Below are 12,909 nucleotides of genomic sequence, written 5' to 3'. Positions count from 1 at the left end.
ATGAAAGAAAGGAAGGAGGCGAGTCAACTGCGTTTTACAAGGAATCAAATATTAGGCATCATTGTTGTGATTTTTGGTATTAATTTATTTCTCAAAATTATTGGGATCGGAGCAGATCTGTTTTGGCCTGTGTTTTTTGCGCTGGCGGGTTATTGGCTGCACTCACGATCCAAACGTTGGCTCGGTTCAGTTTCCTATATTTTTGCCGGCTTTCTCTTCTTAAAATTTCTGCTCAATATTACATTTAGTTTAACAGGTTACTTATTTGCGGCCTTTTTGATTTATGCCGGCTATCGCTTATTGAAAAATAAACCTGTTTTTGATGTAGATAAAAAGGAAACATCAGACGATGGGAAGCCTTCACTGAAAGTCAATCTTGAAAAAGAGGGCGATCAGAAGAAAACAAAAAGCCAGACAAAGCCGCGCAAAGAGCATGACTTTTTTATCGGTGAAGTCAGACTGATGAAAAAGCCGTTTCAATTAAGTGATTTGACGATTTCAGGTTTTATTGGCGATGTTAAAATCGATTTATCAAAGGCGATCATTGCAGAAGAAGAGAGCACAATCGTGATTAGCGGACTGATCGGCGATGTGGATATTTACGTACCGCAGGATATTGAAGTATGTGTGAGTGCTTCAGCCGCGATTGGTGATATGAAAATCATAGATGAAAAAAGAAGCGGATTCGGCAGTAAAGTGTATGTGATGACCAACGATTATGATGAGAGCAAACGAAAAGTGAAAATCTCCATCTCTCTACTGATCGGAGATGTGGATGTGAGATACTTATGAGGAAATTGCATTTAGGTATCCAGTGGCAATCTGTTCGTCTTGGAGTCGGCATCTCGCTCGGTGTTGTAACGATGACGACACTGCTCATGTTTTTTTATTATCAGCTTGATCCGATGATCCTGCTTTCTACCCGCTGGTTTGGCATACCGTTTTTTTGTATTTTACTCATCGTTAGTCTTGCGATTGGAATTTTTGCCGGGAGTGTATTTGGCTATCAGCATAAGAAGCGCCTCGATCAGCTTGTAGAGTCGATTTTGAAGTTTGAAAATGGAAACTTTGCATACAGACTGCCGTCGCTTGGCGATGATGAAATTGGCTTAGCCGCCGATCAATTAAATGAAATGGCGAAGCGGGTGGAAGGGCAAGTAGCCTCTTTGCAAAAGCTTTCGAATGAACGGGCTGAATGGCAGGTTCAAATGAAGAAATCGGTCGTCTCAGAAGAACGCCAGCGACTAGCAAGAGAGCTTCATGATGCGGTCAGTCAGCAGTTATTTGCGATTTCGATGATGACTTCAGCTATTCTTGAAGGCATGAAGGAAAAGGACGAAAAGATATTAAAACAAATGCAGCTTGTCGAACGAATGGCAGGCGATGCACAAAATGAGATGCGTGCTCTGCTGCTTCATCTAAGACCGATCACTCTAGAAGGAAAAGACCTGAAAAAAGGCTTAATTGAGCTACTAAATGAATTCCAAGCAAAGCAGCCGATTGATATTGATTGGGAAATCGAAGATGATGCTCCGTTATCTAAAGGAGTAGAGGACCACCTCTTCCGAATTGTGCAAGAAGCACTGTCGAATGTGTTTAGGCATGCAAAGGCGACAAAGGTGACAGTGCGCCTGCTCATAAGAAACCGGCAAGTGCAGCTAAAGATTATTGATAATGGTATCGGCTTTCAAACAGAACATGTGAAGACGGCCTCCTACGGACTTGAATCGATTCGAGAAAGAACAAGTGAGGTAGGCGGTGTCGCAGAGATTATGTCATTTGAGGGAAAAGGCACACAAATTGATGTGAAGGTTCCCATTTTTGATGAAGGAAAAGGAGAGAACGTTCGATGATTCGAGTGCTTTTAATCGACGATCACGAAATGGTGAGAATGGGGCTTGCGGCCTTTTTAGAGGCGCAGGCTGATATTGAAGTCATTGGTGAAGCGTCAGATGGACAAAAAGGTGTAGAGCTAGCCGTTGAATTAAAGCCAGATGTGATTTTAATGGATCTTGTCATGGAAGGGATGGATGGCATCGAAGCAACGAAAAGAATTTGTCAGGAAATTGAAGATGCGAAGATCATTGTTCTGACGAGCTTTATTGATGATGATAAAGTCTATCCTGTGATTGAGGCGGGTGCTTTAAGCTATTTATTAAAAACATCCAAGGCAGGAGAAATTGCGGATGCTATCAGATCTGCAAGTATCGGCGAACCAAGACTTGAATCGAAAGTGGCTGGAAAGGTCATGAATAAACTCCGTCATTCATCAAATGGGTCTATCCTTCACGATTCATTAACAGCAAGAGAAATGGAGATCTTGAAGCTGATTGCGGATGGGAAATCGAATAAGGTCATTGCCGAGGAATTATTTATTACAATTAAAACGGTGAAGACCCATATTACCAACATTCTTTCCAAACTTGATGTGGAAGATCGAACGCAAGCGGCTGTGTATGCCCACCGCCATAAGCTGATTCAATAAAAAAACAGCTTTCAAGTGAAAGCTGCTAGAACATGCGTAAAATTAGTCCTTCTGTCCTGTGATCGGACGTTCGGATAGTTGATGGAGCTCAGGAACTGGAAAAGCCTCCTGCTCCTTGGCCGATTTTTCTTCCAGGGTTTTCTTCATTTCGGATAAAAGCTTTACGCTCTCCTTTGCTGCTGCCGCTTTTTTTTCCTGCAAATCAATGATCTGTGAAAGTCCGACGAATAATCCGCCTCCCAACAGAAGGAGCGCAGGGGTTTGTCCATAATAAACCACGATCAAAAATGTGCTTGAAAAGCTGTCGGCTTCAATGAAGAAATCTTCTTTTGATTGCATGAATACAACGATTAACAGAAGTATCCCTAGAATCAAAAATAGAATGCCGGCCGAAAGTAAAGCTCGTTTCATGATTGACACCCTTTTTTTCTTACCATTTTAACATACTCTATAAAGATTGTGTTGCGCCCTTAGTCCCGAAGTCACGGATTTTCACATTTGCCTTGTAACGAATGTCCGATTCACTAAAAATCTCATCCCAATGCTTCGCTTCTTTTCGAAAATCCTTCGGATACGCAATACTCGCTTTTTGAGAAAACCCGCAAATATCTGCTTTGATCTCATGCTGTAATTCCCCAATGAAATCTTTTACAGTTTTCTTTAATTGACGCTCCACTGCACCCTCAATCTCTTGAAGATACTTCTCATTAAATGCATTCTCACGCTCATTCCAATCCTCAGATAATCTTCCATCAAGCTCTACGGATACATCAAATTGATATCTTCCGCTGGCTGTTTTCTTCGTTTCAATTTTGTGTTTCAGTTTAAATATTTCATAAGAATAGATGCTGTGGTCATATTTAAATTCAATGACTCCGCCTTTTCCTTCCCCTGTCAATAGGTTGTATGACTGCACGGCTAACGGAGAGATGTCGGTGAGAAATCGTTTGTTTTTAATAATAGAGGCACCGTCGAGTATTAATTTCCCTTGATCCACACTGACTTTCGGAACAGCAAAAGATACGTTGTTTTGCATAGCAGTAGAAATATCTCCTAATGAAACAGGCTTTAACATACGGATGGTCGATTTTGTATTCCCAGAAATATCATATAATGTAGAAGAAGCAGGCTGCCCATCGTCATTGATTTTTAGCAAGTCTCCAGGCTTTTCAGCGGTCATAAAGACAAGGCTTCCTCTCCGCGTTTCATTGTCGCGAATAAATTGATTGATGACGAGGTCGAAATTATTTTCATTGATAAGCTCCTCAGAAAATAAATACACCCTCAGCTGCTGGGCGAAAATACGGTGACTTTTGAGAGTCGTTGTTCGGAATATTTGATGCACGGAATCACCGCTAGTTTCAATAATCTTTGTTGGGTCTTTTACGCTGGATTCTTGTTCAATTTTTTGAGGCACAAGGACTTGCATAGATATTTTCAGCTTATGACCGTCATCTCCTTTATCTAAGCCATAACCAATCGCCATGTTGAGTTCTTCAATATTGGTACTATCCCAGCATCCACTTAATAGAACAAGGGCGAGTAATGCAAAGACTGTCTTCTTTTTCATGCTGCTTTCCGCCTCCTTTTCAAAAACACGATGATAAATAAGAGAAACGGGAGGATACCGAATAAAAGGAAAAATAAATGGTTCACATACGTTAAATAATCACGTACTGTATCAACATCCTTTGGGAAAATGGCGGCAAAGTAAATGACAATTCCCATCAGCGCGAGCACGATCTTTTTGGGGAATTTTGTGAGTTTTGATAACCCCATTGCAGCAAAAAACGTATATCCTACAAAGCTCGTATAAAGTTGAACAAGCCAAACGATGAGCAAAAAGGATTCGATTCGCTCAATAAAGATTCCTTGTATATCAAACGATTGAAATAAGGCAATCGTCGGCCAAGTCAAAGTCGCTGTTTCTTTCACCGTGAACGCACCAACGACAAGAATATAGGTGAAAATATAGATGATCGCAGGAATCAAAAAGCCGACTGCGCCATAAGCAAAGGTGTGTTTTTGCGTGTTCATATAGGCAGGCATAAACAGTATCATTTCAATGCCAACAAACGAAATGGCTGATGCGTTAAGGGATTTGAAGACAGGGGAGAAACCCTCTCCTAAAACAGGCCGGAGGTTATCTAACTTAAATTCTTGAACACTGAGTCCGTATGCAACAAATAAGATAATCAAGGTGACAATGAGGAAAAAGGGGCACAGTCTGGCAAAATCACCAATCCCGCCGACTACGAGATAAAGGCCAACCAAAATAAAGCTGATCATTGTCACCGCTACAGGTGTGTTTTGAAGTAAAAAAAACCTCACCATTTCCGACATCGCCCGTACTTCATAGCTGGCAACGCCAAGAAAATAAATAATAATCAATATGTTAGCAAGAGCACCAATCCACTTTCCAAGCCCCTCCTTTGTATAATCATAGTAAGAGGAGAAAGGGACTTTTTTCATCATAAGGACATTCGCAAAAATAAATACAATGTAAATGGCACTCATGAGTAAGAGCGCAATCCAGCCGTCAGGTGTAGCTGCAGCTTGAGCCATTGCTCTTGGCAGAATCATCATACTTGCACCTAATGTTGTATTGGCAATAATCGCACTTGCCTGATAGCTGGTAATCGACTCTTTATGATTGACCATATCGTTCTCCTTTCTTTTGATTTTTCAAAGGCAATCGAATGATGGAATTGTCTTCATTTTTATAGCTGAACACAAAATCTGGTGAAAAATAAGGCGTACCAAAACTTTTTTGCCGTGTTAAATGAGTAAGGAGCACGAGCATGAACAGCACAATCCCATATAAACCCAAAGTAGCTGCCGTAAACATAGACACAAACCGGAGCACGCGGAACGACATGCCCATCCCGTATTGAGGAACAGTAAAGGACGCAAGGGCAATCACACTGACGATAATCACCATGATTGAGCTCACAATATGAGCCTGAACGGCCGCCTGTCCGATGACAACTCCACCTACAAGTCCAATCGTTTGACCGAGCGGATTTGGCAGCCTTAAACCCGCTTCCCGCAGCAGTTCAATCGTTATTTCCATAATGAGTGCCTCCACAATAGGCGGAAATGGGACATTTTCTCTTGTACTTGAGATCGAAATAGCCAGTGTTGTTGGTAAAAGTCCTTGATGGAAGGACACAAGCGCAATATAAATGGCTGATAAAAATAAGGTCAGAAAGATAGAGGTAAACCGCAGCATCCGAATGAGAGAGGCGGCGATCCACCTTTCATAATAATCATCAGGTGATTGCATAATCGTCGCGAGAGAAGCAGGTACAATTAACACAAAAGGTGAATGATCAACAAAAATGGCGACACGTCCATTATTTAAAGCAGATGCCACTTTATCCGGCCGTTCTGTGTTTTGGACTTGCGGGAAAGGCGAGTACACATTGTCTTCAATCAGTTCCTCAAGAACACCAGAATCTTGTATATCATCAATGGTGACTTGCTTGAGCCGTTTTTTCACTTCTTTTAAAACAGACGATTGAGCCATACCGTCAATGTACATGATGGTCACTTGGGTGTACTTTTTTTGACCAATCTTCATGTCGACGGTTTTAAGATTGGGATTTTTCAAGCGCTGTCTTACAAGAGCTAAGTTCGTATTTAAATCTTCAATAAAGCCAATTTTCGGTCCTCTCACAACTGTTTCAGAGGTAGCATCCCCTATACTGCGTTTCTTCGTTCCATGCGTTTCTAAAATGTACGCATGCTGAAACCCGTTAATCAGTACCACGCAATGCCCATCAAAAATCGCAGCGACCAATTCCTCAGAAGTCTTTACCGAACGGGTGGTCATCATCGATAAATTGGATTCCAGCTTCTCTTTTGTGAGAGACGTATGATCTTGGAGAAGCAGCTTTAAAAAGGTTTGAATCTCCATCGTTTCGTTCATTTCTTTTATGTATAAATAGTAAACAACCAGTCCGTGAGGTAGCGTTTTTTTCTCATGAACCAAGTCGTCCATTTCTTTTAATTGTGGAAGGATGACGGAGAGGTTATCGTATAAGTGCTCTTTTAATGGAGTTTGATTCATTCGGATCACCCGCCTCAAATCTTTTTCTTAGCATTACCTGCTTGAAAAAACAATATTCTGTGTTACATTATTTTGTGGTAAAAGAAAGAATGAGGGTTTTGGAGGAAATAAGATGGCACAGATTCGTTTAGCAGGAACAAAAGAGGAGATCGACCGTATTCTACAGTCGTTTGACAAGCATTATGAGGTGACATATACATCAAAGGACTACGGAAAAACGAACCCAAAATACAAATATTCGAAGGATGTTCGCGTTTATATTGAACTAAAATTAAAATAAAGATAAAATTTTAATTGAAAACGCTTAAAGGATTTTCGTTTTTTGTATAGAATAGAGTTGAGTGATGAGAAGCTATGGAGGGATACATAATGACGGAATTTAGAATCGAAAAAGATACAATGGGCGAAATCAAAGTGCCGAAGGACAAGTTCTGGGGTGCACAAACACAACGAAGCAAAGAAAATTTCAAAATCGGTTCTGAGAAAATGCCAAAGGAAGTTGTGAATGCGTTTGCAATTTTGAAACGTAGCACAGCGATTGCCAACGAGCGTCTTGGCAACCTTGAAAGCGAAAAAGCAGAAGCCATTGCTGCTGTATGTGATGACATCATCAGCGGTAAGTATGACGAGCATTTCCCGCTTGTTGTTTGGCAGACAGGCAGTGGAACACAAAGTAACATGAACATGAACGAAGTCGTTGCAAATAGAGCAACTGCTTATTTGAAAGATAAAAATAGTGAGTTCAGCATTCACCCGAATGATGACGTTAACCGCAGCCAAAGCTCAAACGATACATTCCCAACGGCTATGCATGTGGCAGCTGTTTTAGCTGTGTACAAAAAATTGTTGCCTGCTATTGACCAGTTAAGAACAACTCTTGATGAGAAAGCAAAAGCGTATCAAGAGATTGTGAAAATCGGCCGTACGCACTTGCAGGATGCAACACCGCTGACAGTAGGCCAAGAAATTAGCGGCTGGGTATACATGCTGGACCGTTCAAAAGAAATGATTCTCGAATCAACTGAAAAAATGAGAGAATTAGCCATTGGCGGAACTGCTGTTGGTACAGGCATTAACGCACATCCTGAGTTCGGTCAATATGTTGCTGAGGAAATCAGCCAGCTGACAGGTCAAACATTCAATTCTTCACCAAACAAATTCCATGCGCTGACAAGCCATGATGAAATTACGTATGCACACGGTGCCTTAAAAGCACTTGCAGCTGATTTAATGAAAATTGCCAATGATGTCAGATGGCTCGCAAGTGGCCCACGCTGTGGAATTGGCGAATTGATCATTCCTGAAAATGAGCCGGGAAGCTCTATTATGCCAGGAAAAGTCAACCCAACTCAAAGTGAAGCTTTAACTATGATTGCAGCACAAATCATGGGGAATGATGCCACAATCGGTTTTGCGGCAAGCCAAGGAAACTTTGAGCTGAACGTATTCAAGCCAGTCATCATTTATAACTTCCTGCAATCAGTTGAACTACTTGCTGACGGCATGAACTCATTCCATGACAAGTGTGCAGTTGGAATCGAACCAAACCTAGAAACAATTGAGAAAAACTTGAACAATTCATTGATGCTTGTGACGGCACTTAACCCGCACATCGGATATGAAAATGCAGCGAAAATTGCTAAGCTTGCTCACAAAGAAGGATTAACATTAAAAGAAGCAGCACTTCAATTAGAGCTGCTAACAGAGGAGCAGTTCGAGCAATTTGTGAAACCAGAAGAAATGGTGACACCGAAAGCAAAATAAGAAACCAGGGGCGGCTGCCCCTGGTTTTTTATTTGGGGAAGTGATGAGGTGAGCTACATTTGAGAATGTTTAGACAAGATTTATAATTTTAATTCTTTTTTTGTTGCTCTTTACTCTCTAACGTTTAGAATAAATAGAACCTTGTATATCAAAAGAATGTAGATCTTCTGCCATTTCGAATGTATGAAATGCTTGCAGATTAGGATATAGCATTAGATGAGTATTATCATTATGATAATACTCAAAATCGTAAAAGGGGCTGTAAATAATTTTTAATAAAAGGTAATCAATTTGAATTGTTATTTTATATATATCTTTTAATCTAGGGTTTTTAATTATATTTTCATCGCCAATATGCATTACAACTTGACTTTGCACCCAATCTAATTCAGCTGTATTTTCTGCAAAACCCATCAGAACGGTAATATTTTCAGGAATTTTACGATGTTTATAAATATATTTAAAATGTCTTTTTGGTACAATTTTATGAAAATTACTCGCATGATTTAGTATCATAGCGGTTTTTAAAGACCATATGGATAGTAATTCGTGTTGTTCTTTTAAAAATGTACTAAGATTAGAATTGGGATACTTCAAAATCGCAGTCAAGATTGGTTTTACTTTATTTTCTATCTGGCTTAACCATCCATTATTGCATTCTTGACAGATCAATCCGTTAATTAATGTATTAGGAGTCAAAGGTCGTCTACTAATAGTAGAACCATAAAAAGTGGTGTGCTGCATGCCCATTTTTATTTTCCGAATATTCAACTCATCAAGCAACCATTGAGCGAAAATATGCTCTCTAGTTAAATTTGAGTTCCCACAAAAAAGACAATTCCTATTTTTTTTGGACATTATAATAGCCCTCTCAATCTTATATATCTTTATTTTGTATCTTCTTGAAGAGCTACATTCTCGCGATTTTTCTACTCCAATGACAAGAGTTTAACATAGATTCTAATCCACAACTTTATTGCCTAAATGTCTTTAGGATATGCCCTGGGTTCTACAAATGATCCTCTTTCAAAATACGCAAAAGTGACTCAGAGTTGCTTTGCAGCGGTACGTGTAATTTCAATTGGTACAGCATGCCTTTGACAATGACTTGTCTTGGTTTTTGTTTGTTTAATTCATTTTCTAGAATGCCAAGCGCTTCAAATAAATCGGGTTCGTCCTTCACTTCATAGTGTGATTCAGCAATCTCTCTTAACTCCTTTAAAAGAGATTCTGTGAGCGGATCGAATGACCGTTCATAAATCGGGCCAAACCAATCGCTCGCTTGATCTACAGAAATGAGAGGAAGGTCATTTCGCTTCATCATACCGCCCATCAAATCATCGATACGATGAATCATGGTTGTGGCAAGTTCTTCTGCTTCCAGCTGAAAATCATATAAAATCGCCAGCTCGAAATAAACATGGCTCATGCCCTCAATCGTCAAACATAAATCAGCCATATAAGGAATAGCAGCATCTCCATATACTTGTTTAATGTTATCAATGTGAAGCTGGATGGTCGCAAGCCTAATTTGTTTTGCAAGCTGCTGCGTTTCTTCATTCAGTGGAAGCGCCCTGTCGCTCAGCTGCATTTTAATAAAATCCTTTTGCTGCAAAATATTATCGTAATAGACAGTGAGCTGTTTGCGGTAGGCTTCTTTTGGTGTGCCGCCCTCTGTTTGAACCTCATGAATCCGGGTAAATACCTTATCGTAATAGTAATGAAGGATCGAAATGAGCAATGCTTCCTTTGATTTAAAATAAAGATAAAAAGCACCCTTTGACATGTGGCATTCATCCGCAATTTCCTGAACAGACGTTGTGTTGTAGCCTTTGCTGGCAAATAATTTCATGCCAGCCTCAATGATCATTTTTTCTTTCTTTTTCAATATGAATGTCATCCTTTCTTACCGAGAGACAAATGTCTTAGGAAACGTGCGCAAAGAGATATGACTTATCGGTCATAAACGACGAAAGTTTTCAAAAATTAATCAGATTGTAACTTGTTTTTTACAGTGTAATTCTTTATATTATAAAGTAAGGTGACCAACTGGTCAAAATATGTGAAAGGATGATGTTCCATGAGAGAAATCGATGATATGATTAGACGCTTGCGAACAAAAGGGATTCAAGTAGAAAAAGTCAAAATGCCGAAAGAGACAACCATTGAAAAGAAATGGATGTATCAAGCTGGCAAAAAGATCAAAGCCACATACCGTGATTTCAATGGGTATTCATTCATCTAAAAAAGACTGCGGTCAAAAACCTACAGTCTCTTCTTTGGAACTATGATTGTATAACGTACACCTAGATCATCATTTTCAATAGATATGGACGCTTGATGCATTGAAAGGATTCTTTTGACAATGCTTAATCCAATACCGAATTCGCCCTTTTTTCCCTTACTAAAAGGTTCGTATAGGTTGGACAGCATATGTTCTTCAATTGGAGGACCGTCATTTCGAATAACAATGCGGATTTGATCCTCTTCCTGTTTCATCTGAATATCAATCTTACTTTTTGCGTAGCGAAGTTGATTTTCTAGTACATTCTCAAATAATTTGCTCCATTGTTCTGGATCGCCTTCAAGAGCAGCCTCATCATCTAAGTCCACGTTCCACTGCAATTCATTTTTCGACCAGCGTATTCGGTCGACCACTTCCAGCATCGTATTACTGATTAGGAAGGAAGAATGTGCGGGATGTTGTTTTGATAAATAATCAAGCTTAGTTAAGTACAGCAGATCCTTGATTTTCTTCTCAAGCTTTTCCGCTTCACCTTCAATGACTTCCACCGTTTGTTCAAGATCTCCCTTAGGAAAAATACCATCTTTAATGGACTGCGTGTAGCCGCGGATGACCATGACAGGTGTTTTTAAGTCATGTGAAATATTCTGCAAAAGTGTCCGTTCTGTTTCATCCTTTTGAATGAGTTTTTGTCTCATTTCTTCAATGGTATGACCAAGCTTGCCAATTTCATCTTGCCGGTCAACGATGACAGGATCGTCCCAGTCCTCTTGTGCAATCCGTTTGACGTGTTTTTCAAACGCAACGATTGGTCGGGATAAATAGCGGGCAAGCCAAATCGATGGAATCCAGCTTAGTAAAATAACGGTGCCTAAGATAAAGATCAGCTGTTTAAACAGCGTAAAGGACAGGTCGTCTCGATAAGAATCTGGTGCATAGGATAGAAGAATATATGGTGTATTGCCTGATGATACCTTTTTGATGACAAAAAAGATATGCTGGCCGTTCACCTCTTCAGAATAACGTTTCGTTGCGCTTTTTTGTTTTTTCACAAACGATTGGATTTTCTCAATAAAGGCATGCGGAAAAAACTGCGCCATTTGATCTAATTCATTTGACGGAATTAAAATGTGCTGCACGGAGCGGTTTTCCGGTGTCGACTTTGGCGAGCCGTCTCGGTTTAATGGATATTCTGTCAGCACTTGCTGTTCATTTTCAATATTTTTATAAATTTCATTTGTGAAGAAGTCACGTAATGTATTAGAAAATAGAATGATCAGGACAATGGAAATGGTGAGCAAAATGCCAGAGATCACAACCCAAATTTGAAAAGCGAGCGGTTTGTTCTTCATCCTTTCAGCATCCTATAACCGAATCCATAGATGGTCTCGACCTTTAAGTCGGGCATTTTTTTGCGCAGCCGTCTAACAAGGTCATCGACTACACGATCTGTCCCGAAGTAATCGTGTCCCCAAATTTTGACGAGGATATCTTCACGAGAAAAAGCATGTCCTTGGTGATGTGTAAATAAAAGCAGCAAGTCAAATTCCTTAGAAGTTAAGTTAATGAGCTGACCCTCTTCATACACCTCTCTTACATCCTCATGAATGACATAAGAAGAAACGGTTGTGACGCTTTGCTGCTGCGGAGTATCATTGTTTTTATACACAAGCTCCAGCAGCTTTTGTACCCGAATGATCAGCTCACGCGGAAGAAACGGCTTCGCAATATAATCACTGCTTCCCAGCTCTAAGCCGAGGACACGGTCGATATCGGCATCACGTGCTGAAATGAAAATGACCGGTACGTCAGGTGATGCGGCTTTGATTTCTTTAATGAGGGTGTAGCCGTCTGTATCAGGCAGCATGATATCTAAAATCCATAGATGCGGCGGCTTGTTCATTGCCTCGCGTGCCGCTTCTCCGGTTAAAAAAGAGGAGACATTCCAATCCTCACTCTCTAAATATTTGGTTAACAGTTCATTTAAGTTTTGTTCATCTTCAACTAAATAAATGGTGTACGACAAAGTCTTCCACATCCTCTCAACGTCATTATAACGGGATACAAAGGCGGCATGTCAACAATCACACGCTTTTTTCACAATTTCACATATTCTTCTCATCATTATCCCATAATGTTTGATTATGATAAGGTCAAGGGAAAAAAGGGCATAGACAAAAGGCGGATGAATAGGTGCTTTTCATCAATGTGCGCACCTTGCTTTTTTTCTATGAATAAGTATTATATAATTTGACATATTGCCATAAAGTATTTTTCAATGATCTTTCCATTAAGAGGACCTGAGTCCTATCTAGACATATGAAATGAAACATGATGTAAAGG

Annotated in this window: 14 protein-coding genes; 6 read left to right on the top strand and 8 right to left on the bottom strand. The window is 40.0% G+C overall.

Annotated features, from left to right (window positions below):
* Genes liaF through liaR form a run of 3 tightly spaced genes read left to right on the top strand, consistent with a single transcriptional unit; the run spans position 1 to position 2,485 of the window.
* Positions 1-792 carry a cell wall-active antibiotics response protein LiaF gene (gene liaF / locus QSJ46_RS01155; protein ID WP_185847158.1) on the top strand — a complete coding sequence of 264 codons (792 nt, stop codon included), beginning with the start codon at positions 1-3 and terminating at the stop codon, positions 790-792.
* The gene (liaS, locus tag QSJ46_RS01150) at positions 789-1,853 is read left to right on the top strand and encodes a two-component system sensor histidine kinase LiaS (protein WP_047202418.1); all 1,065 of its coding nucleotides are present in this window, start codon (positions 789-791) and stop codon (positions 1,851-1,853) included. The genes liaF and liaS overlap by 4 nt, the downstream gene beginning before the upstream one ends.
* Positions 1,850-2,485 carry a two-component system response regulator LiaR gene (liaR, locus tag QSJ46_RS01145; RefSeq protein WP_024423423.1) on the top strand — a complete coding sequence of 212 codons (636 nt, stop codon included), beginning with the start codon at positions 1,850-1,852 and terminating at the stop codon, positions 2,483-2,485. Before liaS ends, liaR begins: the two co-directional genes overlap by 4 nt.
* A gap of 42 nt (positions 2,486-2,527) precedes the next feature.
* Here the strand turns inward: liaR and QSJ46_RS01140 are convergent, their stop codons facing one another.
* The 4 genes from QSJ46_RS01140 to QSJ46_RS01125 are packed head-to-tail and all read right to left on the bottom strand — an operon-like array spanning position 2,528 to position 6,557.
* Positions 2,528-2,896, bottom strand: a complete 369-nt coding sequence (locus QSJ46_RS01140) for a hypothetical protein (protein WP_039181321.1) — start codon at positions 2,894-2,896, stop codon at positions 2,528-2,530.
* 37 nt (positions 2,897-2,933) lie between these two features.
* Positions 2,934-4,055, bottom strand: coding sequence for a Ger(x)C family spore germination protein (locus QSJ46_RS01135; protein ID WP_285604161.1), 1,122 nt, complete (start codon positions 4,053-4,055; stop codon positions 2,934-2,936).
* On the bottom strand, positions 4,052-5,146 hold the full coding sequence (locus QSJ46_RS01130) for a GerAB/ArcD/ProY family transporter (protein ID WP_047202420.1): 1,095 nt from the start codon (positions 5,144-5,146) through the stop codon (positions 4,052-4,054). Before QSJ46_RS01130 ends, QSJ46_RS01135 begins: the two co-directional genes overlap by 4 nt.
* On the bottom strand, positions 5,133-6,557 hold the full coding sequence (locus tag QSJ46_RS01125; RefSeq protein WP_285604160.1) for a spore germination protein: 1,425 nt from the start codon (positions 6,555-6,557) through the stop codon (positions 5,133-5,135). The genes QSJ46_RS01130 and QSJ46_RS01125 overlap by 14 nt, the downstream gene beginning before the upstream one ends.
* A 112-nt stretch (positions 6,558-6,669) precedes the next feature.
* On the opposite strand from QSJ46_RS01125, the gene QSJ46_RS01120 reads away from it, so the two are divergent.
* Together QSJ46_RS01120 and fumC are read left to right on the top strand one after the other, a co-directional pair.
* Complete coding sequence (locus tag QSJ46_RS01120) at positions 6,670-6,837, top strand: YvzF family protein (protein WP_003213147.1); 168 nt, start codon at positions 6,670-6,672, stop codon at positions 6,835-6,837.
* An 89-nt stretch (positions 6,838-6,926) separates the two neighbouring features.
* The gene (gene fumC / locus QSJ46_RS01115; protein ID WP_024423418.1) at positions 6,927-8,321 is read left to right on the top strand and encodes a class II fumarate hydratase; all 1,395 of its coding nucleotides are present in this window, start codon (positions 6,927-6,929) and stop codon (positions 8,319-8,321) included.
* 117 nt (positions 8,322-8,438) lie between these two features.
* Here the strand turns inward: fumC and QSJ46_RS01110 are convergent, their stop codons facing one another.
* Together QSJ46_RS01110 and QSJ46_RS01105 are read right to left on the bottom strand one after the other, a co-directional pair.
* Positions 8,439-9,179, bottom strand: coding sequence for a hypothetical protein (locus QSJ46_RS01110; RefSeq protein WP_285604159.1), 741 nt, complete (start codon positions 9,177-9,179; stop codon positions 8,439-8,441).
* A 151-nt stretch (positions 9,180-9,330) separates the two neighbouring features.
* Positions 9,331-10,209, bottom strand: coding sequence for a TetR/AcrR family transcriptional regulator (locus QSJ46_RS01105; protein ID WP_268464295.1), 879 nt, complete (start codon positions 10,207-10,209; stop codon positions 9,331-9,333).
* 192 nt (positions 10,210-10,401) lie between these two features.
* On the opposite strand from QSJ46_RS01105, the gene spxO reads away from it, so the two are divergent.
* Positions 10,402-10,566 (top strand): anti-adapter protein SpxO, encoded by a 165-nt coding sequence (gene spxO / locus QSJ46_RS01100; protein WP_003212782.1) that lies wholly within the window; start codon positions 10,402-10,404, stop codon positions 10,564-10,566.
* Positions 10,567-10,586: 20 nt separating this feature from the next.
* Here the strand turns inward: spxO and QSJ46_RS01095 are convergent, their stop codons facing one another.
* Both QSJ46_RS01095 and QSJ46_RS01090 read right to left on the bottom strand, forming a co-directional pair.
* The gene (locus tag QSJ46_RS01095) at positions 10,587-11,918 is read right to left on the bottom strand and encodes a HAMP domain-containing sensor histidine kinase (protein ID WP_039181308.1); all 1,332 of its coding nucleotides are present in this window, start codon (positions 11,916-11,918) and stop codon (positions 10,587-10,589) included.
* A complete protein-coding gene (locus tag QSJ46_RS01090) occupies positions 11,915-12,592 on the bottom strand; it encodes a response regulator transcription factor (protein WP_047202423.1) in 678 nt (225 codons plus the stop codon). Before QSJ46_RS01090 ends, QSJ46_RS01095 begins: the two co-directional genes overlap by 4 nt.
* Positions 12,593-12,909 lie beyond the last annotated feature (317 nt).

The organism is Bacillus sp. YKCMOAS1, from assembly GCF_030268125.1.
Classification (GTDB): Bacteria; Bacillota; Bacilli; order Bacillales; family Bacillaceae; genus Bacillus; species Bacillus safensis.
This window is presented reverse-complemented; position numbering and strand designations above follow the sequence as displayed.